The following is a 22,943-nucleotide window of genomic DNA, read 5'->3' on the forward strand; positions in this document are numbered from 1 at the left end:
CCGCTGTCTCCACGAACCAGATACGAGGTTTCGGGAAACTGCTCGTTATAATGCTCGATAACCGGCCGGATGAAATCGACGACGCCATTCGACGTATAGACATTGCCAGGACGCAGCTTTGCTTTGAGAAAGTCGCCTGTCAAGCCGTCGAACGCGACGAGCGGATGAAACCCGACCGTCTGGTAATGCGCGTTGTATGCAGCCTCTTCCTGTTGACCATACGTATCGGCATGCGAGGAATCGAGGTCTACAATCAGCGCTTGCGCCTGCCGGGCGCGGTGAACCTGGTCAAGCATCGTTTGGTTTGCTGCCTGCAACTGATCCAGCGCATCCGAATCAAACCGGTGAAAAAATCGGGACAAAGACGGCTGGGAAGCCAGCGCAGGCTTGGCGAGGATCTGAGTGAAAACCGGATCGGTCGTCAAATAATCCGCCGCATCGTCTTCCTGATAGCCAGCAATCAACTGATAGATTTTCTGTTGAAGCAGTTCATGGTTTTCATGGACGCAAAATGTGCGTTCATCGACGAGTTGGAGATGAGCTGCGATGGTTTGAGAAAACCCCAGTTTATCGTCAAATTCACGGAAGATGACGTGGCCAGTGTCGGAAGATAGTTCTCCTCCGTCGTTGGATAATGTAATGGAACGGTTGAATTGTAGGGTATTTTGCGTTAAAGTAGGCATCAGAAGAATCCTTTCTGTGATGTTTTGTTTGGTCGCAATCATCCTACCAGAAACGGATTCTTTTTTCATCTTTTAGGTGAACAAAAGAATCCCACTCAAAAGCCGATATGGATGCTTTTGAGTGGGATTTTATATTGGTTCGTGAATAATCAGGGTTTAATGGAAAAAGGTTAAGAATTAAGATCGTATACATATAATACGAAAATAGCATTGAAATAAGGAATACAAAAACACGTGTTGCGGCTAATTTCGGAGTGTAAGAATAGGCAGCTACCAAGGAAAGAATAAATATCCATACGCCTAAGTTACTTCCAATCAACCCTAAGAATGAAAGTTCGTTAGGAATTAAAGTCGAATCAAGTATTTTAGCAATAAGGCCTGATGCAAATCCAAAAATGAAAGAAAATAAAACAGAATTTGCTTTCTGCTTTTTGCCCATTTCATTAGTGGGACGTATTCCATTAAATTTTAAAAATACACTCATAATTAACCTTCCCTCTGGATTTAGAAACATATTTTTACGTCTGTCAAAGTTAATGTTTTCCCTTGCCACTCATAAACAAAATGGCCTGATTATTGAATAAACTGTCACTTTAATAATCTATTTTAACACAAGATTCCCTGCTCCCCTTTGATTGACAATATTTAACGGCCTGCATATACTATATACATTAACATATGAACAAACTTTCATGTATTCATATAATAACACAAGAGGTGATGTAAATGACTGAAAAGGAAGAAGTAAGAGAGGCAGACATGCTGAGTGAGGATTTGGAACAGGATGTAGCGAGTTTATTCAGCGCGCTGTCCAACCCGACGCGAATTAAAATTCTTTATCTTTTGAAACAGCAATCACTGACGGTGACGCAAATCTGCGACAGGTTGGATGTCTCGCAAAGCGCAGTCTCGCATCAGCTCCGGGAATTAAAGTTTGCACGGCTTGTCAAAAACCACAAACATGGCAGGGAAATGATTTATCAGCTGGACGATGACCATGTCCACCAAATCTTTGATGTGGCGATAGAACACGTAAAGGAGATTTATCAATATGAGTGAGCATTCCACGAATCACCGTGCGAGCTCCTGCAGTCATAACCATGACCATAATCACGAACATGGCGGGAACTTGGCAATTGTTTTATATCTGATCGGGCTGGGAGCGTTTTTGATCGGTTTAGTTGTCGGCTCGGATCTGTGGCAAATGATTTTATACCTCACAGCGCTTGTGATCTCAGGTTACCATATCATCATTGAAGGATTCTCAGATACGTTCCGGCAGACGGCGAGGAAAAAGAAATTCACACCGAACGTGCATATATTGATGACGCTTGCGGCTATTGGGGCGGTCATTATCCGTGAATATCGGGAAGCAGCGCTGCTCATCCTCATTTTTGCGGGCGCGCATTTTTTAGAAGAGTATGCGGAAAAGAAGAGTAATAAAGAGATTACGAGCCTGTTAAAATTAAATCCGACGTCAGCGAGAAGAATTCAGTCGAACGGGGAAGTAGAAACCGTTGATGTCTCCGAATTACAAATTGGCGACCGGCTGTCTATTTTAAACGGAGATCAAATTCCGACAGACGGTGTCGTCCTTTCAGGAAGTTCCTCTGTAGACCAGGCATCCATCACAGGAGAGAGTATGCCGGTAGAGAAAAAAGAGGGAGATATGTTATTCGGCAGCACGATTAACGGGGCGGGAACAATGACGATGGAAGTGACGAAGGACAGTTCGGACACGGTCATTTCGAAGATCATCCAGCTGGTCAGTCAGACGCAGAATAATGTATCGAGAACGGCTGCTTTCATCAAGCGGATTGAGCCGGTCTATGTCAAGATTGTCATTTTGCTGACGCCGTTGTTTTATTTATTGGGCTATTATGTCTTCCAGTGGACAGCATATGAAAGTTTCTACCGGACGATGGTCTTTCTGATTGCGACATCGCCGTGTGCGCTTGCGGCAACGGATATACCTGCGACTCTTTCGTCGATCAGTAACTTGGCGAAGCGCGGGGTGCTGTTCAAGGGAGGATCCTACTTATCGAATCTGGCGGATCTAAAGGCAGTGGCATTTGATAAGACAGGGACACTGACAACAGGAAAGCCGGTGGTCACAAACACCTATTTCGGGGACGGAGTGACGGATGAAGAGCAACAAGCTTTCATTCAGACGATTGTTTCAATGGAAAGCAAGTCGAATCATCCGCTGGCACAGGCGATTTTACAGTATTTCGATGAGGTGGCACCGTTAGAGATGGAAGTAGAAAACCTGATCGGCGTGGGTCTTATTGCAAAGGCTGGAGATGCTACTTACAAAATCGGCAAGCCGTCATCTTACGGGACTATATCTGCTGCACTGCAGAAACAAACCGAGGTTTTTGAAGAAGAAGGAAAAACAGTGGTGTATTTCGGATCTGAAGAGGAAGTGCTTGGACTGCTGGCAATCCAGGATGTGCCGAAAGAAACTTCATTGGAAGCAATCCGTTACTTGAAAGAGCAGAATATCCATACGATCATGATTACTGGAGATGCGAAGCGCACGGGTGAAGCGATCGGCCGGACGCTCGGGATTGATGAAGTGCGGGGCAATGTCATGCCGGAAGAAAAGGCGGATATTATTACGGAATTGAAAAAGACCTATCCGGTGACGGCGATGGTCGGGGATGGCGTGAACGATGCGCCTGCACTTGTGGCGGCCGATGTTGGAGTGGCGATGGGCGAAGGAACGGATATTGCGATTGACGTGGCGGATGCTGTGTTGATGAAGAGTGATCTGACGAAGTTTTCCTATACTCACCAAGTGGCGAAAAAGCTGCGGAAAATCGTTATGCAGAATATTATCGCTGCACTGGCGGTTGTCGTCTTCCTGGTCATTGTAAATATGACCGGCAATATGGATATGACATCTGCCGTCATCATCCATGAAGGCAGTACGCTCGCGGTTATTTTGAATGGACTTCGGATGTTGAAGGAAGTGGAACGGTAAAAAGAAAGGTAAAGTGTTTTATAAGAGTAACTGCCCTGCATGCTTGATCAATTGCAGAGGGCAGTTACTTTTTTATAATCTCTATGAATTGTTTTCTCTTTACGATTAGTGAATAATACTACATACAAAGACATTTAAAAATCTATTTTCTAGCAATATGAACGGAGGAACCATGCGATGTTAAAGATTCTGAAAAACTTATCGGCATATAAATGGCTGGTGGCGGTCATCTTCGGCCTGGTATTCCTTCAGTCGATGTCTGAGCTATATTTGCCGACGCTTATGGCTGATATTATTGATCACGGGGTGGTCGTCGGTGATATCCCGTATATATGGAAGATCGGCGGTTTGATGCTTGGTGTTTCTGCACTCAGTGCGATTGCTTCCGTCTCTGTCAGTTACTTTTCTTCAAAAACGGCGATGGGGCTCGGCCGCGATATTCGGCGGAAAGTGTTTACACATGTCGAAAGCTTTTCGCAGCAGGATTTCGACAAAATAGGCACGGCTTCATTGATCACCAGAACGACGAATGATATTACACAAATTCAGCAAGTCGTCATCATGATTTTACGGATGGTGCTGAGCGCGCCGATCATGTTCATTGGCGGGCTGATTATGGCGTTGTCAAAAGACGTCAAACTGTCGCTGGTCATTGTGGCGGCGATGCCTGTTTTAGTCGCCCTCATCTTCTTTGTGTTCCGGAAAGGAATGCCGCTTTTTAAAGCTGTTCAGAAAAGGATCGACCGTTTGAACTTGGTGTTGCGGGAGAATTTGACCGGAATCCGTGTCGTCCGCGCATTTAATCGGGAAGAGGAAGAACAGAAACGTCTGCGTGAAGCGAATGAAAATTTGCGGGTCGTGTCGATAAATGTTAACCGGGTCATGGCCTTTTTGATGCCGGTCATGATGCTCATCATGAACCTGACTGTTGTCGGCATTATCTGGTTCGGCGGCATTCGGATTGATAACGGCTCCATGCAAATCGGTGACCTGATGGCGTATATCCAATACGTCATGCTCATCATGTCTTCACTCGTCATGGCATCGGTCATGTTCATCATGATTCCGCGTGCAGCGGTTTCTGCCAACCGGATTAACGAAGTGCTTGAAATGCAGCCGACGTTCTTGGACGAAGGGACCGACAAAGCAGATAAAGAGCCGGGGTCCCTGGAGTTCGAACATGTTTCATTCGGCTATCCGGGTGCTGAAGAACTGGCGCTTGAAGATATTAATTTCAAGACAAAAGCCGGTGAAGTGACGGCCATTATCGGCGGGACAGGCGCCGGGAAAACCACATTGGTCAATTTGATCCCGCGCTTTTACGAGGCGACGAGCGGTACGATTCGCATTAACGGTGTGGATATTAGAAAGTCCTCCCAAGAGGAAATTCGCTCTAAAATTGGCTTCGTTCCGCAAAAATCCTTGCTTTTTTCAGGCACGATTGCAGAAAACATCCGCTACGGGAAACCGGACGCCACTTCGAATGAAATCGAATATGCTGCAGAAGTTGCTCAGGCGAAGGATTTTGTCGAGAGAATGCCGGATGGCTTTGATTCGGTCATTTCCCAAGGTGGTTCCAATCTGTCTGGGGGACAGAAGCAGCGTTTGTCGATTGCCCGTGCACTCGTACGGAAGCCGGATATTTATGTATTTGACGACAGTTTTTCTGCACTCGATTATAAAACGGATGCCAGATTACGGGCTGCCCTGCATGAAGAAACGGAAGAGGCGACAGTGGTCATTGTAGCTCAGCGTGTCAGCTCCGTCATGGATGCAGACCGGATTATCGTGCTGGATCACGGAAAAATGGCCGGCATCGGCACGCATGAAGAACTTCTTGAAACCAATGCTGTCTACCAGGAAATTGTGGAATCGCAGCTTTCAGAGGAGGATATCGCATGAGTGAACGAAAACAGCATCCGCACAGCGGCGGAGGTCCCGGCCATGGAAATATGATGATGGCGGGGCAGAAACCGAAGAATTTTAAAAAGACGTTCCGCCGGCTCCTTGGTTATCTGAAACCGCATCGCGGAAAATTGCTCGCTGTATTTTTTGCGGCGGTTCTCAGTACCGTGTTCATGGTGCTCGGTCCGAAAATTATGGGGAACGCGATAACAGAACTGTTTGAAGGCGCGTATGGCAAGTTCAATGGTATTCCGGACGCTTCGATTGATTTTGGCGTCATCGCAAAATTATTATTGCTGCTCGGAGGATTGTATGTCGTGAGCAGTATTTTCAGCTATATTCAGCAGTACATCATGGCCGGTGTCTCTCAAAGAACGGTCTTCGATTTGCGTGAAGATGTCAATCATAAGCTCGAGAAGCTGCCTCTGAAATATTATGACGGGCATCCAGTCGGCGATACATTAAGCCGCATGACGAATGATATTGACACGATCGGCAGTACGCTGCAGCAGACGATCACGCAGTTCATTACAGCAGTCGTGACAATTATCGGGATCTTGGTGATGATGCTGTGGATCAGTCCAATGCTGACGATCATTGCGCTCGTCACGCTGCCGCTGTCCCTATTTGTCATCCGTCCTTTCTTGAAACGGTCGCAGCAGCATTTCAAAGATCAGCAGCGGACACTGGGGAATTTAAACGGTCATATTGAAGAAATGTACACAGGCCATCAGGTCGTTAAAGTGTTCGGCCATGAGAAAAAGGCGATTGCTGAATTCGAAGAGGTCAATGAGCAATTATACGATGCGGGCCGGCGTGCGCAGTTCATTTCAGGTATCATCATGCCGATGATGACGCTGATCGGAAACTTAAGCTATGTGCTCATTTGTGTCATCGGCGGAATTTTAGTTACACAGCGCGCGATTTCCATCGGGGACATCCAGGCTTTCATTACGTATATGAAGCAGTTTACACAGCCAATTACGCAGACAGCTAATATCGCCAACGTCATTCAATCGACAATTGCTGCCGCAGAGCGTGTATTCGAACTGCTCGATGAGGAAGAAGAAGTCGAAGAAGTCACCACGGTCAGCCTGAAACATGCGAAAGGGGAAGTGGACTTTGAGCATGTGGACTTCGGCTATGGAGATGATTTGCTGATCACGGACATGAATCTTCACGTCGAGCCGGGCCAGACAGTCGCAATTGTCGGACCGACCGGAGCAGGGAAGACAACGATTATCAATCTGCTCATGCGGTTCTATGAGCTGAATGGCGGCACGATCAAAATTGACGGACTCGACACGAGGGAAATGTCACGTGAAGATTTGCGGACCACATTCGGAATGGTGCTACAGGATACTTGGCTGTTCAACGGCACGATCCGTGACAATATTGCGTTCGGCAATAAAGAAGCAACGGAAGAACAAATTATCGAAGCGGCACAAGTGACCCGTGCAGACCAATTCATCCGGACACTTCCAGAAGGCTATGACACTGTCCTGAATGAAGACGCGTCCAACGTATCGGCCGGCCAGAAACAGCTCATCACCATCGCGCGTGCCATCCTGGCGAATCCGTCGATCATGATTCTGGACGAAGCAACATCCAGCGTCGACACACGGACCGAGCTACTGATCCAGCAGGCCATGAACCGCTTAATGGAAGGCAGAACCAGCTTCGTCATCGCCCACCGCCTATCGACTATACAAGGCGCAGACTTAATTCTCGTCATGGATCGTGGCGAAGTGATCGAGCAGGGAACTCACGCAGAACTGCTCGCGCAGGAAGGTTTCTATGCGGATCTTTACTATAGTCAGTTTTCGGATAAACCGGCAGTATAATTTACCTTATAAAAGGGCAGTTTGGGAATTTTATCATTCCAAACTGCCCTTTTTTCAATTAAAACTCTCTGACTTTTCGTGTACGCTCATAAACTGTCTGCAAGCGCTCATTAACCACGGTTACGCGCTCATAACATCTTCACAAGCGATCATTGCGTCCCGTCAAATGCTCATATAGCAGCCATTCACGCTCATAAACCCCGTCTACGCGCTCATAGAGCAAATTATTCCACCTGGATTTCAGCGCTTCGCTTCGCATACCAGACGAAAAACTGTTCGGCATCGTCAATCGGCACATCTTTTAGCGTTTCATGGCGGACCGGCTGCGCTCGGTTGATGAAACCGATTGTCGCCAAGCCTATCCATTGCTGAAATTTTGTTCGCTTCACCGACACTTCGATGATTTTATCGCGGCGAGACAAGTATGTCGTTGTCTCCAATGCCCCTACTCTCACTTGGATCAGTCCGTCTGTCACCGCATATTTTGTATTCCAGTAATCCGCAATACGGCTTAGAACAAGAACGAGCAACAATCCCAATGAAGCCGTCCACCATGCTGCCTGAAAACCGAATGGCTCAGGTTTTATAAATGCCAGTATGACCGTCACCACAAGCCAGAACCAGTAAGGCCTCACCAATCGGACAGCCAGTGATTTACGCGGCAGCCGTTTTAGCTCGCTGCTCACTTTATAATCCGGCAGCAGTTCAGAGATGATGGAATTGGCGCGGTTGACAGGCAGAAAAGGATACAGCATACTGATTTCCTGCTCACCTTCGCCTAAACCGCCTGCGCTGATCAGCTTCACTTCTGCCAGTCCAAGCAGCCGTTTCATGAAGGATTGGGTAATCTCCACAACTTGCACGCGCCGCTTCAAAATCGAAAAAGCCGATTCATTGAGCACGCCTTTTGAAATATAGATGCGCGAATCATCCGAAGCAATCTCATATTTTCCATACGTAATAAAAGTCCGAATGAAACCTGCAGCGAAAGAGACAATAATCAGCACGATAGTAGCCACTGCAATCACCCAACCGGACGTCAATACTGCCAGCAGCCAGCCTTCCACTCTTTCTTCCACGTTAAATACCGCATCCAGTTTGGAAAACAACGAACCCGCGATGGCAATCAGGAATAGAAAGCTGAGTGATGTAAATGTGGCTTTGATCAGATCTCCGCGCGTAGGCGTGAAGTGGATGACACGGTCAGGTATTCTGACTCCAGGAACTGTTTCATTCGCCGTTTCTGCCGATGCTCGTTCAGCAGTAGTCCCATCCACCAGTGCCTCGAGGCGGTCGGCTTCCTCTTTTGTCAACACCGCAAATTCCACAGAAGCATCCGCACTGCCGGCTCCCGTTTCAAATGTTATGGATGTCATACGGAACAATTTATGTAAAAAAGAGGTTTGCCTCTGCACATTTTGGATTTTCTCATAATACACGGTCCGTTCAATTTTCGAGAAGATTCCTGATTTGATGTGAAAACCTTGGTCGTCTGTGGCGTATCGATTGGCAAACCACTTCATGACCAATGTGATGAGTGTGAGGGCGGTAACAGCCAGGAACCCCCATTGGCCGATTTGGATCAGTACAGACGTCGAGCCAAACTTAACGACAAACAGAAGAAAAGCAAAAATTGCTGTACTTTTAATAAAACCTGCCACCTCGAAAAGAATGGTGAGCGGATGATAGCGCTGAAAAGACATCATTCATCCGCCTCTTTAATTTTTGCGAAGTGAGCAATTTGATTGCGCAGATCAATCGCTATCTGTTTCGGCAGACCTGAAATCCCGTGGGTCGAACCCATCGTTTCAACTGCTACTGTATACAAGTTGTATTTGCGTAAGATCGGTCCCTGATGAGTTGAAACGGCTTGTATTTTAGTCATCGGCACCAGTTCGTGCTGCTCAACGAACGCACCGGTTTTTAACTGCAGGAATTCTTTGTCCACTCCATAACGTGTGTTTTTATAAGTATAAAGCGGCCGTAATCCGATAGACCAGACAGCGGAGATAACTCCGCAAACTGCAAAAGCAAGCAGAATCCAGCGTGACCAGCTGCCCAGTGAAAAATAAATACTGACAGCATATAAAACAGCCAAGACGATAAAGCCGGTCAGATGGCTGATCACCGAACTCCATCGCAAAGCAGGAATAATTTCTTTAACGAGCCGATTGGCCGGTTCTTGAATTTCTGTATACATGAGCCTGCCTCCTATAGAAAATCTGGTTACTACCTGTACGCAACCGGCCAATAAAAGTTTCATTGTTGGCTTTTAGTTCATAAAAATACAGCACTCTCTCCAAAGAGAAAGTGCTGTATGGTTTATTTCCAACCTGTCACATCCTGAAAAAACTTAGACTGCTCTGCTTGTTCAATCGGATATGAAAGCGGGTCGTAGGTAATAGTGACAGTCGAAAACGGTTTAATTTGTTCAACAGAGCCAGCAACCTTAAACCGGGCGAATTGATTTGATGCCTCCAATTGTTCTGGTGACATGCTGTTCACTAATTCAGGGTCTAAATCATAGACAGCCGATACCGTGTCTTCTTCCACCGAGGTCACCAGGACTTCCCAATCTACATAATTTGTGTCCGTAGATGGAGTTGTAATTTGCTTCTTTTTCATAAAAGAAACAATCTCTTTATCATGTTCCTGCATAAAACTGTCTAGCACTTCACGATGAGTCGTCATGTTTTCAGGCGGATGCTTGACCAGCCAATTTACAGCTTGGTTATAGCGGATTGTTTGAGGAATAATGTGCTCGAAATATTCATTATACGTATAGCCGAATGTTTCTAATTGCGATTGTTCAAGCGACTGCAGCTCTTCCGCCGAGAAACCATCATAAAAAGTTTGCTGCTGTTCTTTCGCCTCTTCTTCAATTGCCTTTGCATCTTCCTTATACCCTTTAGTTTTTGCATACTCGATCAGTGAATCAGCGTAGAGGACTTGAAGTAATAAGTTATATCGCATGATGCTGCCGGGCGGGTGTTCAAGTCCTTCATTCAGCAAGAGAAGATCATAATAAGTTTCATCTATTTCATATGCACCGCTTTGTTTGTCTGAGAATTCTCCTGTAAATATATTGAACGCAAAGAACATAACGGCGGCCAGGACAATAGCTGTAGCAACGAATGGAAATGGATTTCTTCTCTTTGGCTCGCGTCTCCCAGAAAGTATCCGGTGTTTTACTTCTTCTTTATCACCCGATACATTCCCGGCAGCTGCCTCCAAACTTCTTTTTACTTCATTCATCGGACAGCACCTCCCAATTTTCGTCTGTCAGTTGATCTTTCAGTAATTTACGTGCTTTAATCATCCTCGTTTTTACTGTGTTTTCTGAGAGGTGCAGAAACGCTGCGATTTCTCTCATGTTATACTCCTCATAGTAATAAAAAATAATAATTTCTCGATACTTTATGGGAAGCCCCAGCACCGCAACCGCAAGCTCAGTTCGTTCTTCCTGCAAAATTAATGCATCCTGTTCGGTATGTATACTGTCGATCCAGTTTTTACTGAGCTTTAAATGGCGGAATGACCAGCTCCGTAAATAATCTTTGCAGCGATTGATCGTCATTTTCGTCAAATAGGCCCGCAGCTTTCCCTGCTCTTCATAGTTCGGGTTATTGTAATAGGAGATAAATACATCCTGCACGATATCTTTCGCCGCTTCCCGATCCCGCAAATAAAAGAATGCCATTTTGAGTAAGTGCTCCCCGTATTCATCTACGGCCTGTTCTAATTCCAATGAATCCATCATTCTCACCGCCTCTCTACTACTATAACGAAGCTCAAACTGGAAAGGTTTTAAAATTAGGCAGTTGTTTAATTCAGCAAGATACAGGGCATTTGACGAATGAGAGGCTTCTTTTTTTAAATCGATGAACAGTTCGATATAATAGGGAGAGAGGTGTTATGAAATGAAAATCGGTATATTGGGAACTGGCAATATTGCACAGTATTTATTGGAAACGATTAATGCGGACGGACAGCTGGATGGCGAGATTTCTGCTATTTTCGGAAGGAACAGAGAAGTGGGATCCCGGCTGGAATCACAGTATCAGGCTGTATTTTATACAAATATACAGGACTTTCTGGATTCATCGGTAGACATAATAGTGGAGGCAGCGACAATTGAGGTGGCCATACAACAAATGGAGACGGTGCTGAAAAACGGCAAGGACTTAATCCTCAGCAGCATTGGCGCTTTTAAAAACGTGGATTTTTTCAATGAAATGAAAGAACTTGCCCGCTCAACCGGACAGCACATCTATCTGCCGTCCGGTGCAGTCGGCGGTCTGGACTTACTGCAGTCAGCCAATTCAGTCGGCGGCTTGAAAGAAGTCAGCATCACGACGAGGAAATCGTATGCCTCACTGGGTATGGATATGAAGCATGTGGAGGAATGTGTTTTTGACGGAATCGCACTGGATGCCATTGAAAGATTTCCGAAAAATGTCAATGTCGCACTGCTGATTTCACTTGCGGGACTGGGAGCGGATAGAACAAGAGTGAAAGTCATAGCGGATCCGAAAATTACGCGAAACACCCACATGATTGAAGCAGCCGGAGAATTCGGAAAGATGAATCTGACTATAGAAAACGAACCCATGCCAAATAACCCGAAAACCAGTTATCTGGCCGCGTTGAGTATTTTATCCATCTTGCGGAATAAAGGAAATGCTATTACGATCGGCAGTTAAACCGTATAACAAAAGCTGCCTGAACTGTCGACGGACCATGACAATTCAGGCAGCTTTTTTTGTTTGATTAGGTAAAAAACTGTGTTTGATCATAAACTTGCTGCAGGTGCTCATGAAGTTATTCAAGTACTCATAGCCGGTATGCAGCCGCTCATAAGCAACCCGTGAGTGCTCATAACTGGACTGAATTTGATCATGAAAACTCCACGGGCGCTCATAGAGCAAAAAAACAGCGAAACATGAATCGGAAACGCCAATCGGTCCGTCTATAGTGTAAAGGCAGGTGTGGTCGCGTGGATATCGAAAAAGTGCTCGAAGAATATGGAGATTATTTGCTTCGGGTAGCCTACTTATATGTGAAAGATGAAAATACAGCTGAGGACATTGTCCAGGATGTTCTTTTGAAATTTTACCAAAACGAAACGCAGTTCAAAGGGCAGTCGTCTTTGAAAACTTATTTAGTGCGAATGACGGTCAACCGGAGCCATGATTATTTGCGAAGCTGGAAAAGTAAAGGATTCATTCTGATGGAGAAGCTGCGAATCACTTCTCCCAGGCAGACACCGGAAGAGCAAATGATTCACACGGAAGAAAATCGGGTTCTGGTCAATGCGCTGTTTTCGATGACGCTCATTTACCGGGAAGTATTGGTTCTGTATTATTACGAAGAGCTGTCCACAGTGGAAATTGCAGAAATGCTCGGCTGCCCCGAAGCGACGGTACGGACAAGATTGCAGCGGGCACGGAGACAGCTGAAAAAACGGCTGCAAAATAGAGACGGAGAGGTGATGGACGATGGATGGAATGAAAGATAAGTTGCATGCCGAACTGCAAGATATGAAATTGTCAGATCAGCGGAAGAAGCAGATGCTTCGTGCCGTAAAAGAATCGGGACGAAAAAAGGTAAAGCCGTGGAAGTGGCGGTATCGTACGGTGCTGGTGAGTTTTGTGCTGCTGGCATTAAGTTTTACGTATATCAGCCTGGACAGTCCGCAGGGAAATCAGCAAGGAGTGAATTCTGCCGTACCTGCTGAGGAAACTGCATTCAGCATGACCGCACGGTTGCAGTCAGATCTGTTGAAAATTGTTATACTGCTTCTGCTATCATTGGCTGCCTATACGGTTCTCAGACGAAATATCCGGAAAAAGAACAGGACATTCCCGGTCTGTTCAAACTGCGGGGAGCAGTGGACGCGGAAACAATCATTTATGTTTACCAATCGGAAAACTTGTCCTTATTGCGGGAAAACACAGTATCAGTCCATGAAGTCTACTAGACAAATGCTGAAATTAAATATGTTCATTCCTTTTTTCCTTGTGATGTCCCAAATATTTCACGGCGCATTTTATGGAATCCTGATTGCCATCCTTCCTATTGCGGTAATTTATATACCAATTTCACCTTATTATGTAGAACTGCAATCCGAAAACCCGGATAAAGAGCCGCTTTGGTGATCAGTCAGAAGTATAATTGTCAGTCAATTTATGCTATAATAGCTAGAAGGAATTAAAATGAGGTGATTGGATGGATATGGACTCAGATAAAAAAAAGATGTTCACATATCAGGATAATAATCAGGAAGATTCGTCGAGTATAGCTGAAAATAAGATTCAACTTAATAGAAACGTGTTACGTGATAAATTGCTTGAGGAATCAGTCAGAGACAACAAAGAGCTTCTAGAACGATTATCGAGGACATGAGATGATGAAAGAGCAGATCGTGTATTTGGATAAAGAGGATATTTTAATTGCCCACCGTACAGGCTTTTCGCAATTCGGGGGTACGATATATGGTTTTGATGATGCGTGTGTAGAGAAGCGTGTGATTGAACCGCAAACAATGTATTGGGGAGAGGAACAGTATACGGGAGTATTCAAAAAGGCCGCTGTTTATTTATATAAAATATCCATTTCACACTGCTTTGCAGACGGCAATAAAAGAGCAGCTTTTCTCTGCACGGATTTATTTTTACGGTATAATGGCTATAAGTTTTCAGCATCTACAGAGGAACTCTATAACTTCTGTCTAAACGTTGCCAATCATGAAACCAGGCCAGAACTTGGTGAAATTGAAGAATGGATACAATCTAATATTGTCCCTTACAACGTAAATGAGCCTTCAAACTGATGAAACAATTCTCAGGTTGAAGGTTCGTTTTCATGCTTATTTGCTCCGCACTTTCGAAATCAGCCGCAATATCTCCAAATACAGCCATACCAGTGTCACCATCAAACCGAATGCACCGTACCACTCCATATACTTCGGTGCCTGCTGTTTGGCGCCTTCCTCAATGAAATCAAAATCCAGTACCAGATTCAGTGCAGCAATGACTACAATGACGGCCGAAATGATAATGCCGACCAAGCCGGTTTCATGAATGAAGGGAACATTCATTCCAAAGAAGCGCAGGATCAAGTCTGCGATATAGACGAACATGACTGCTCCGGTTGCCGCGAAAACCCCGAGTTTGAAGTTTTGAGTCACCTTGATCCATCCAGATTTATAAATGAACAGCAGCGAAAACAATGTTCCGAATGTCAGCAGGATGGCCTGCGTGGTGATTCCTGAAAACTGTGTTTCATACATGGCGGAAATCCCGCCGATTGCCAGTCCTTCAAGCAATGCATATAACGGTGCCGTGTAGGCAGCCATTTTCTTCACGAATATTGTAATAAGCGCCATTGCGAAACCGCCAATCAAACCGATCAGCATGAGCGGCTGTATATCAATGCCTGCAAAGTACTGTGACCACGTAAATGCGGCGGTTGCGCATAAAAGTATAAACAGAAGAAAGGTCTTATTTACCGTACCGTTAATCGTCATGACTTGCTGACCGCTGCCAGTTCTCAGGCCGCGAAATGTATCTTTACCTAAACTTGGATTGGATGATCTCATATGAATTCATTCCTTTTTTGTTTTGATTATCTACATATACGTGAAGCATGCCGCTCAGGTTTCATTATATTTTGAAGCGCGTGAGTTGATTCAGTTGAAACGGGGTAAGATGAACAGTAAGAGAAAACTATGTACAGTTCGGCAAAATAGACTAAACGACAGAAAAATGTCCTGGAGAGGTTGTGCATGTGATGAACAGCAGCTTACTGAAATTACATGAGATAAAGCGGGCCCTGAATGAGAAGTTTTATGAGCGAGAAAGTGAAGTGGAGGGAATTTTAGTCGCTCTGCTCGCACGCCAGCATATGTTGATGATCGGACCTGCAGGGACCGCAAAATCTGCGCTGTCTGCAGAACTTGCGAAAATTGTACAGGGCACGGAATATTTCCAGTGGCTGCTGACCCGGTTCAGCACGCCGGAAGAAGTGTTCGGACCGCTTTCATTGAAAGACCTGGAAGAAGGAGTCTATAAACGGAATACCGCCACGAAAATGCCCGAAGCCCATCTTGTGTTTTTGGATGAGATCTTCAAAGCAAACTCTGCCATCCTGAACAGTCTGCTGACATTGATCAATGAAAGGCTGTTTTACAATGATGGTTCGCCGATTGAAGTCCCGCTCATGTCCGTCATCGGCGCGTCCAATGAATATCCGGAAGACGGGGAAGGACTGGAAGCGCTATTCGATCGTTTCCTTCTGCGGTTCGAGATCGATTTTATTGCGGATGAATCGAATTTCGTTTCGATGATGAAAGATGAAGGCGCGGCTGTAGAAATGCCTGCGATGCAGCTGGATGAGCTGGTTCAGCTTCAGGAGTTAACTGACCAGGTGAAAATCCCGGATGAAGTCTATGAAACACTGTCATTTATACGCCGTGAGCTTCAGGATGAAGGAATCCAGCCATCAGACCGTCGATTCAAGCAGTCACTGGGGATTTTGCAGGCGAAAGCGCTGATCAATCAAAGGGAAACCGTGCAGATTGCCGATTTGGCGATACTGGAAAACGCACTCTGGGAAACACTCGATCAGAAAGAGGCCGTCTCCAATATAGTACGCAAATATGCGAAAGACCATGCGGCCCAGACGCTCGCATCGATAGAAACCGAAGCAAATGAAGTCTTTGACGCGGCGAAACGCGATCAATCGACAGAAGCTGGCATGGAAGCAATACAGAAATTCCAGTCGCTGGCCGATGATTTACTGAAGCTGAAAGAAACGGCACCGAACCGGGCGGAAGAAATCGACAGACTGCAGACGCAAGTGAATACGATGAAAAATGAAGTGGAAAGCAGCAGGCTAGATGTAGAGTACCTGGGGGCGACCAATCAGAAGAAGAATGGAACAGATGATCAGCACGGAGTCTTTTTCAGAATGTAAGGGGGCAGATTTTGATGAGAAGAAGTAAAGTAATCAGAGATCAGCGCTCCGTATTAAACACAGATTCATTCGATAAGAGACGCTTCAAGGAACTGTTCGAAATGTCTGAAGGGCTTCAGAGAGTCAGGGAGGAAGGCGAGCTGCCGACGATGGAATGCCTGCTAGGCGATATATGGGCGGCTCTGTATAAAATGAAGCCCCATCTGCAGAAAGATTGTGATGGCGGGGCTTTAACACCCAACCGTACATTGATGGAACGCATCATGTCGGATGAACATTTCGAGAATACCCGCAGCTATACGAAGTTGGACGACCTGCAGTCTGCGGTCTGCACAGTGAAATTTGCGGAGGTCATTAATACGTGGATTGCAGAGGAAACAGCGCTCGACAAAGAATTTCAGCAGCAACTCGAAGCAGTAGAGGCATTGCAGGAGGAGTTTTCGGCGGAGCAGACAGACGAACAGGAACATGCGGAGAGCGGGACGTTGCAGGAGCTGGAAGAAGCGAGCCTGAAATTGAATGAAAAGCTGGAATTGACACTGGAAACCAACAGCGAGCGTTTCATGCAGGCAATGGATGAGGCAGTGGAAGAAACGATTAAGGTTAAAGACAGCGTCATTTCATTGATGGGCGCGGGGATAGGTAAAGGGACTGCGGATTTGAAGAAAGTGCCGCTGCGCGATCAGCTGGCAGTGGCGGAACAGGTGGCTCTTGATCCTAAAATGCAAGAGATTTCTGACTGGGCAGGACGTTTCAAAGAAGTGGCCAGGCAGAAGCAGAAGACGAAATATATGGACGCCATGGAGCGAAGAGGCGTAACGCTCGGCAATGAGATGGAAAAACTATTGCCAATGGAACTGGGGCTCTATACGCATGATGCCACTAAAAAAGATTTTCTGCGCCGCTTTGCAGAAGGCGAAACGATGCAGTTCGATCAGAAAAAGCGTGAAGATCTCGGAAAGGGACCGATTGTATTTTGCCTGGATCAGTCAGGCAGTATGAAGTTGCTCGACAATCAAGCGAAGGGTTTCATCCTGGCGCTGCTGACCATCGCGAAAAAACAACATCGGGATTTATGCGTGCTGCTGTTTTCGACGGAGCTGCAGAGCGACACATTTCCAAAAGGCAAAATCACCTCAAAAGAATTGATTCGCTTGGCAAGAACGTACTTAGGCGGCGGAACCAATTTCGCACTCCCGCTGGAAGGCGCACTGCAAGTCATTGGGAAAAGTGCATTTACTCAAGCAGATGTGATATTTGTAACGGACGGGGAAGACGAGTTGGGAGAAGAATTCCTCGAAGAATTCAACCAGAAGAAGAAGGAAAAAGAGTTTCAGTTGCTCACGCTAGTTATTGGAAATGAGACAGATGCAGCAGAAGCATTCTCGGACTGGGTAATCCATATTACGGACTTTGAAGATGAAGGAAGTTTTACGGCTTTTGAAATATAATCTGCCTAATAAATCTACACACTCATATCGCTAATGAGTGTTTTTTTGTGCCGAACGTTAGGAATGAATGAATTGGGCCGGACATAGGATGGATAGGAAATCGCGTACATAGCAGAGGGGGTACAAGTTCCCGTAGAAATTTATGTTGCAGTAAGGGAGTTAGTTCATATTTACATTATATGTGATTAATGACACAATTTTAAAAAACACTTACATCGGAGGGATATTTTGGTTACTATTAAAAAAATCAGTGCAATAGTCGCTTCTTCAGCTTTATCGATAGGCATGTTTTCGTCTTTTGCCGATGCTTCAACACTAGGGAATGGACAACCAGAAAAGACTAGGATTCAATTAGCGGCTTCAGAAAATATTTTTACAAAAGAAGAGTTAATCCGGAAATTCCATCAGACATTCCCTACTCAATTTGATTTTTTGAAAGCTGGAGATTTTCAGATGAATAGTGCACATATTTATCAAGACGACGAAACTGTGCGATACGATCTTCATTTTACGAAGATTATAAACGGCAAGCGCCTATCCGGCAATGTCGGTTTTGTTGGTGAAAAACTGGAGATTGAGTATTTCTACTACCAACCGGCAACTGTAACTGATGCTTTGTTCCCGGCAAAAGTATCAAAAGAGGAAGCTGGCAAAATAGCGAACGAATTTATTACAAAATTCCTTGACGGAAAAGACTATCAAATGGGACCAGACTCTTCTCATTATTATCCGAGAAAGATTTTGACAGAACCAATCCGGCATTCATTCTCTTTCACCCAAACCAAAAACCAGGTACCGATTGCTGACCGTCAGATTGAAGTAACTGTTCTTGGGAACGGAGAGATTGCAAGCTTTTATAAAATGATTGCCAATCCGAAAAAATCCACTTTCGATGATCTCGCAAAAGTTAAAGGTAAAGAAGAAATGATAAAGAAAGTCAAGAATCACCTAGCTGTAGAATTGAATTATCAAATTCATTTTGATTATGAAACGGGTGAGCGGGAAGTACGTCTTGGATACCAGCCGACTACAAATTTGCAGGGAATCCATGCAGTTTCAGGGGAATGGAAAACAGAAAAAGGATTTTCCGCAGGTTATCCATCCAACTCCCAAATTGAAATGCTGGCGGCTAAGCCTCTTCCGCCTCGGCAGGACGGTATAACAATAGATGCAGCCAAGAAAATTGCGGAACAATTGCTTGCGACTGATTCGGATCAAGTAAAATTGATGATCGAATCTATACAAGAAACGACAGATCATAATGGGCAAGACATCATCAGCGTTCAGTATATGTATCAATTGCCGAATGGCGGTTACGGTTCAAACTTGGAAATCAATAAGCAGACTGGTGAAGTCATGCAATTCCAGAGCCTCCAGGAACATGTATGGAAAGAGCTGGGGAAAGATACCGCCAATAAAGAGGCCATTTCCAAAAAAGAGGCACTCAAGAAAGCAATCACCTATGCTAAGGAGTGGGCATCATCCTACTTGCATCATTATGCTATGCCGGTAACAGAAGCATATACCGATGAAAAAACTGGCTTGACTTACTTCTCATTTCCGAGAGTAGTAAATGGAATTATCGTATCAGGTGATCAAATTATTGTGGAAATTGCTGCTGACGGTTCTTTAAACAGCTTGAATGTCAATTATCAGAACATCGAAAACTGGCCGGCAAGTGAGGACGCAATCCCTAATGAAAAAGCCCTGTCAATCTTCAAAGAGTCACTTGGGCTGCAACTGTTGTACATGAAGCAAAAGGAAACCGAAACTCACTATGAATTAGTATATACTCCTGTATTCAATGGCAATTCAAACAGTTATCTGGACGCAGGCACTGGAGAATGGAAAAGCTTTTATGGCGATGCTTCCTCCCTTCTCATTTCACATCCATGGGCAGAAGAGGAATTAAATTATTTGCTTCATGCCAAAGTGCTGGACGTGAAAGATGTTAAAAACTTCAACGCAGATGCTTCCGTCTCCAAAGGGGAAGCATTGAAGATTCTGATGAATTCACTCACATATTTCTATCAAGGCAGTTATCCTTACGGGCAAGAACAAGGGTCTCAAACCTTTGAAAATATCGGCAGTAAACACCCGCTGTATCACGTGGTTGAACGTGCTGCAGAATTAGGAGTCATTAAACCTGAAAAGAACTTTAGTGCAGAGTCTACTATCACCAAAGAAGAGCTGGCTGTTTGGTATACACGCGTGCTGGGACTTGAGCAGGCAGCAAAAAACGGCAGTATTTATAAGCTGAACTTTACCGATGCCAATGAAATCCACTCTGACTATATCGGGTATGTGGCAATCGCAAATTCACTGGGTATTTTGCATGCCGATAAAAATCTATTCCAACCGAAACAGAATGTGAATTATGCAGAGCTGGCAGCCTCTACAATTCGTTTGGCACATGCCATGGCTGAAAGTGGACGGGATTTACAATAGGAAGAACAGCTAAAAAACACGCTTACTAAAAAAGCGTGTTTTTTTGACGTGGATGAATCACTAATTTTCCCTATTGCTTTCATTTCATAAGAATTTCTTTTCTGGGCAAACTAATGAAAATGCAAGTTGAGGTGATGGTATGCAGATTGAAAGATCGACCGAATGGAAAGAAGGATTTAGTAAGCGATTAGAGGATCTTGAGACTTGGGATAATTGGACACTATATAAGATGAGTTATGATATCACGAAAACTAGTTTAATTACTGAATTCAAGGGTCTTCAATCTTTAAAATATTTACCTCATGTTACACCGCTTGCTCACCAATTAGAAGCGGCGGAGCGCGTCATTGAGGAAATGAATGGAAAAGCAATATTGGCGGATGAAGTGGGGCTTGGGAAAACGATTGAAGCGGGTCTGATCCTGAAAGAGTATCTGATCCGGGGACTGGTAAAGAAGGCACTCATCCTGGTTCCGGCTTCTCTTGCCAATCAATGGGTGGAGGAGCTGCATCTGAAATTCCATATTCCTGCGCTGCTGTACCGCAAAAATTATGAACTGGATCATGTGGATGTCGTCGTCATGAGTCTCGATACAGCGAAACGCAGCCCGCACCGGGAAAAAATCTATGCGCAGGATTACGACCTGATCATTGTGGATGAAGCGCATAAATTGAAAAATCATAAGACGGTCAGTTATACATTTGTGCAGAGTCTGAAGAAAAAGTTCTGTCTGCTTTTGACTGCCACACCGATTCAGAATGATGTGTTTGAATTATTTTATCTCGTAACACTGCTGAAACAAGGTCATCTTGGCAATTATGAGACGTTTTCATCAGTTTTTTCGAAAGGCAGACGGGATGCAGAGCAGGATGAATACCTGAAAGAATTGGTCAGTCAAGTGATGGTGCGAAACAGACGGCAGGACACAGGAATTGAATGGACGAATCGGAAAGTACAGGTAATGCCGATTGAATTTTCAACTGAAGAACGTACAGCTTATCAGATGCTGTCAGGCTTAAAAGATCAACATTCTTTATTTTCAGATGCTTTTACAATGATTACTTTGCAACGGGAAATGTGCAGCAGCGGGCAGGCGACTATCGGTACATTGAGCAAACTGCATGCAGAATGCGGTAATTTAGAAGCTGCCGCATCGATAAAAAAGTTAATTCTCCTGCTGGAACGCTTGCCTGACCACTCTAAAGCACAGAAAGCGGCGGAATTGATTCTGAAAGCGGACGATAAAGTGATTCTCTTTACGGAATATCGTGCCACGCAAAACTATTTACATGAATATTTTTATTCGAAAGGTATTTCCAGTGTGATTTTTAACGGGAAGATGAGTAAAAATAGCAGGGAATGGGCCAAGCATCTGTTTAAGCAAAATGCACAGGTGCTCATTGCGACGGAATCAGGTGCGGAAGGCATCAACTTACAATTTTGTCATCATGTCATCAATTATGATCTGCCCTGGAATCCGATGAAAGTGGAACAGAGAATCGGCAGGGTACACAGGCTGGGGCAGGAGCATGATGTGCAAATTTATAATTTGGCGATTCAGGACACGATAGAGGATCATATGCTTCATGTGCTGGAAGGAAAAATCGGTGTATTTGAAAAGGTGGTCGGAGAATTAGATGATATTCTGGCGGCCAAACTGAAGGAGGGCACGTATGTATCCGCAGCAGATTCACGAGTATCTCCGTCAATTTTTCAATGAAACCAATTGTCCGATCATCCATGAAAGCGAGCATTTTCTGCAGATTCAGTTAACAGTAGAAATGGATAAAAAAATCATGAACCGGCCATTTTACTGGCGTTATGTGGAAAGTATCCAGGAAACGCCAAAGCCCGCGCAACTTACACTTATCACAGATATCCGGCAGCTAACTAACGGGATGAAAGGCGAAGTCGTTCATATGGGGTCTCCGAGGCTTCATCAGCTGTTTCAAGTAACGAAGGAATTAGGCTCTTATGTGAAAATGTTTGAGCAAGTCAATCGAGAAGATGCCACGCAGACCGTTCTAACTCCTTGGCTGGGCGTCAATTATCAAATTTCATACAGCTGTCATCAAACAAAGGAAGAACTGTATTCATTGGGAATGAATCTGATGACCGGTGCGGTTTTTCAAAATTTTCACGAGACATTGACAGCACGTAATTTGCATAATACACCGCCTGATCATGTATTTCAGCTGCCTTATATCATATCGCCAGTACGTGCGCTTGACCGGCTGGAAGATGCGGTGGATGGATTGATTCAGAAACAGGATCCAAGCTGGGCGGAAGAGGCGAGAAGAAGATGGAAAAAAGATCAGGCAGTGCTCGATTACTTTTACGAAGGGCAAGACGATATGCCGGAGAGTTATGTTCTGGAAAAGCAGGCGATGGCAGAACGTTTTACCCCCCGGATTCGAGTAGATATTGTAAATGGCGGGTTGTTTTATTTACAATAGCGCGGGTCGGACAGGGAGAGCGAATTGTCTAAAGCAAAGCAAAGGCAGTCCCGAGAGTCAGCGGGACTGCCTTCTTACTTTTTAAAATACGTATACATATGACTGATTTGTTAAACAGGAAGCGGATCTCGAATTCAGCAGCAATTCATTTCGTGCTCTACCGTGAAACGGAATATACAAAATAACTAGACAGA

The 22,943-nt window shown here is 44.9% G+C and carries 20 protein-coding genes; 13 read left to right on the forward strand and 7 right to left on the reverse strand.

The window, feature by feature from the left end; all coding sequences use genetic code 11:
• Together GDZ68_RS12880 and GDZ68_RS12885 are read right to left on the reverse strand one after the other, a co-directional pair.
• Window positions 1-683, reverse strand: a 683-nt coding sequence (locus GDZ68_RS12880) for an IS1380 family transposase (protein ID WP_153722715.1), incomplete at its 3' end; no start/stop codon positions are given.
• Window positions 684-726: 43 nt separating this feature from the next.
• Window positions 727-1,167: a hypothetical protein gene (locus GDZ68_RS12885; protein WP_153722716.1), complete on the reverse strand. Its 441-nt coding sequence runs from the start codon at window positions 1,165-1,167 to the stop codon at window positions 727-729.
• A 242-nt stretch (window positions 1,168-1,409) separates the two neighbouring features.
• On the opposite strand from GDZ68_RS12885, the gene GDZ68_RS12890 reads away from it, so the two are divergent.
• The 4 genes from GDZ68_RS12890 (at window position 1,410) to GDZ68_RS12905 (ending at window position 7,418) form a co-directional block, all read left to right on the forward strand.
• Window positions 1,410-1,742, forward strand: coding sequence for an ArsR/SmtB family transcription factor (locus GDZ68_RS12890; RefSeq protein ID WP_153722717.1), 333 nt, complete (start codon window positions 1,410-1,412; stop codon window positions 1,740-1,742).
• Window positions 1,735-3,669 carry a heavy metal translocating P-type ATPase gene (locus GDZ68_RS12895; RefSeq protein WP_153722718.1) on the forward strand — a complete coding sequence of 645 codons (1,935 nt, stop codon included), beginning with the start codon at window positions 1,735-1,737 and terminating at the stop codon, window positions 3,667-3,669. Before GDZ68_RS12890 ends, GDZ68_RS12895 begins: the two co-directional genes overlap by 8 nt.
• A 177-nt stretch (window positions 3,670-3,846) precedes the next feature.
• Window positions 3,847-5,571, forward strand: a complete 1,725-nt coding sequence (locus tag GDZ68_RS12900) for an ABC transporter ATP-binding protein (RefSeq protein WP_153722719.1) — start codon at window positions 3,847-3,849, stop codon at window positions 5,569-5,571.
• On the forward strand, window positions 5,568-7,418 hold the full coding sequence (locus tag GDZ68_RS12905) for an ABC transporter ATP-binding protein (protein WP_153722720.1): 1,851 nt from the start codon (window positions 5,568-5,570) through the stop codon (window positions 7,416-7,418). The genes GDZ68_RS12900 and GDZ68_RS12905 overlap by 4 nt, the downstream gene beginning before the upstream one ends.
• 224 nt (window positions 7,419-7,642) lie before the next feature.
• Here the strand turns inward: GDZ68_RS12905 and GDZ68_RS12910 are convergent, their stop codons facing one another.
• The 4 genes from GDZ68_RS12910 to GDZ68_RS12925 all read right to left on the reverse strand — a co-directional run bounded on the left by GDZ68_RS12910 (window position 7,643) and on the right by GDZ68_RS12925 (window position 11,178).
• Window positions 7,643-9,124: a PH domain-containing protein gene (locus GDZ68_RS12910; RefSeq protein WP_153722721.1), complete on the reverse strand. Its 1,482-nt coding sequence runs from the start codon at window positions 9,122-9,124 to the stop codon at window positions 7,643-7,645.
• The gene (locus GDZ68_RS12915; RefSeq protein ID WP_153722722.1) at window positions 9,121-9,618 is read right to left on the reverse strand and encodes a PH domain-containing protein; all 498 of its coding nucleotides are present in this window, start codon (window positions 9,616-9,618) and stop codon (window positions 9,121-9,123) included. Before GDZ68_RS12915 ends, GDZ68_RS12910 begins: the two co-directional genes overlap by 4 nt.
• Window positions 9,619-9,740: 122 nt before the next feature.
• The gene (locus GDZ68_RS12920; protein WP_153722723.1) at window positions 9,741-10,673 is read right to left on the reverse strand and encodes a hypothetical protein; all 933 of its coding nucleotides are present in this window, start codon (window positions 10,671-10,673) and stop codon (window positions 9,741-9,743) included.
• A complete protein-coding gene (locus GDZ68_RS12925) occupies window positions 10,666-11,178 on the reverse strand; it encodes a sigma-70 family RNA polymerase sigma factor (RefSeq protein WP_153722724.1) in 513 nt (170 codons plus the stop codon). Before GDZ68_RS12925 ends, GDZ68_RS12920 begins: the two co-directional genes overlap by 8 nt.
• Before the next feature lie 160 nt (window positions 11,179-11,338).
• Between GDZ68_RS12925 and nadX the strand changes: the two genes are divergently transcribed.
• The 4 genes from nadX to GDZ68_RS12945 all read left to right on the forward strand — a co-directional run bounded on the left by nadX (window position 11,339) and on the right by GDZ68_RS12945 (window position 14,250).
• Window positions 11,339-12,121 (forward strand): aspartate dehydrogenase, encoded by a 783-nt coding sequence (gene nadX, locus GDZ68_RS12930; RefSeq protein ID WP_153722725.1) that lies wholly within the window; start codon window positions 11,339-11,341, stop codon window positions 12,119-12,121.
• A gap of 293 nt (window positions 12,122-12,414) precedes the next feature.
• Complete coding sequence (locus GDZ68_RS12935) at window positions 12,415-12,936, forward strand: sigma-70 family RNA polymerase sigma factor (RefSeq protein ID WP_153722726.1); 522 nt, start codon at window positions 12,415-12,417, stop codon at window positions 12,934-12,936.
• Entirely contained in the window at window positions 12,917-13,576 is a 660-nt protein-coding gene (locus GDZ68_RS12940) for a TIGR04104 family putative zinc finger protein (RefSeq protein WP_153722727.1), read from the forward strand. The genes GDZ68_RS12935 and GDZ68_RS12940 overlap by 20 nt, the downstream gene beginning before the upstream one ends.
• Before the next feature lie 248 nt (window positions 13,577-13,824).
• The gene (locus GDZ68_RS12945; protein ID WP_153722728.1) at window positions 13,825-14,250 is read left to right on the forward strand and encodes a type II toxin-antitoxin system death-on-curing family toxin; all 426 of its coding nucleotides are present in this window, start codon (window positions 13,825-13,827) and stop codon (window positions 14,248-14,250) included.
• Window positions 14,251-14,286: 36 nt separating this feature from the next.
• Here GDZ68_RS12945 and GDZ68_RS12950 read toward each other — a convergent pair whose 3' ends face one another.
• Window positions 14,287-15,018, reverse strand: a complete 732-nt coding sequence (locus GDZ68_RS12950; RefSeq protein WP_153722729.1) for a Bax inhibitor-1/YccA family protein — start codon at window positions 15,016-15,018, stop codon at window positions 14,287-14,289.
• A gap of 191 nt (window positions 15,019-15,209) precedes the next feature.
• Between GDZ68_RS12950 and GDZ68_RS12955 the strand changes: the two genes are divergently transcribed.
• The 5 genes from GDZ68_RS12955 to GDZ68_RS12975 all read left to right on the forward strand — a co-directional run bounded on the left by GDZ68_RS12955 (window position 15,210) and on the right by GDZ68_RS12975 (window position 22,749).
• The gene (locus GDZ68_RS12955) at window positions 15,210-16,394 is read left to right on the forward strand and encodes an AAA family ATPase (RefSeq protein WP_194841165.1); all 1,185 of its coding nucleotides are present in this window, start codon (window positions 15,210-15,212) and stop codon (window positions 16,392-16,394) included.
• A gap of 14 nt (window positions 16,395-16,408) precedes the next feature.
• Window positions 16,409-17,845, forward strand: a complete 1,437-nt coding sequence (locus tag GDZ68_RS12960; RefSeq protein WP_153722731.1) for a vWA domain-containing protein — start codon at window positions 16,409-16,411, stop codon at window positions 17,843-17,845.
• A 228-nt stretch (window positions 17,846-18,073) separates the two neighbouring features.
• Window positions 18,074-20,293, forward strand: coding sequence for an S-layer homology domain-containing protein (locus GDZ68_RS12965; protein ID WP_153722732.1), 2,220 nt, complete (start codon window positions 18,074-18,076; stop codon window positions 20,291-20,293).
• Between the two features lie 139 nt (window positions 20,294-20,432).
• The gene (locus GDZ68_RS12970) at window positions 20,433-22,013 is read left to right on the forward strand and encodes a DEAD/DEAH box helicase (RefSeq protein WP_153722733.1); all 1,581 of its coding nucleotides are present in this window, start codon (window positions 20,433-20,435) and stop codon (window positions 22,011-22,013) included.
• Complete coding sequence (locus tag GDZ68_RS12975; RefSeq protein WP_153722734.1) at window positions 21,967-22,749, forward strand: YqhG family protein; 783 nt, start codon at window positions 21,967-21,969, stop codon at window positions 22,747-22,749. Before GDZ68_RS12970 ends, GDZ68_RS12975 begins: the two co-directional genes overlap by 47 nt.
• Window positions 22,750-22,943 lie beyond the last annotated feature (194 nt).

Origin of the sequence: Sporosarcina cascadiensis (assembly GCF_009650995.1) — a bacterium.
Taxonomy (GTDB): domain Bacteria; phylum Bacillota; class Bacilli; order Bacillales_A; family Planococcaceae; genus Sporosarcina; species Sporosarcina cascadiensis.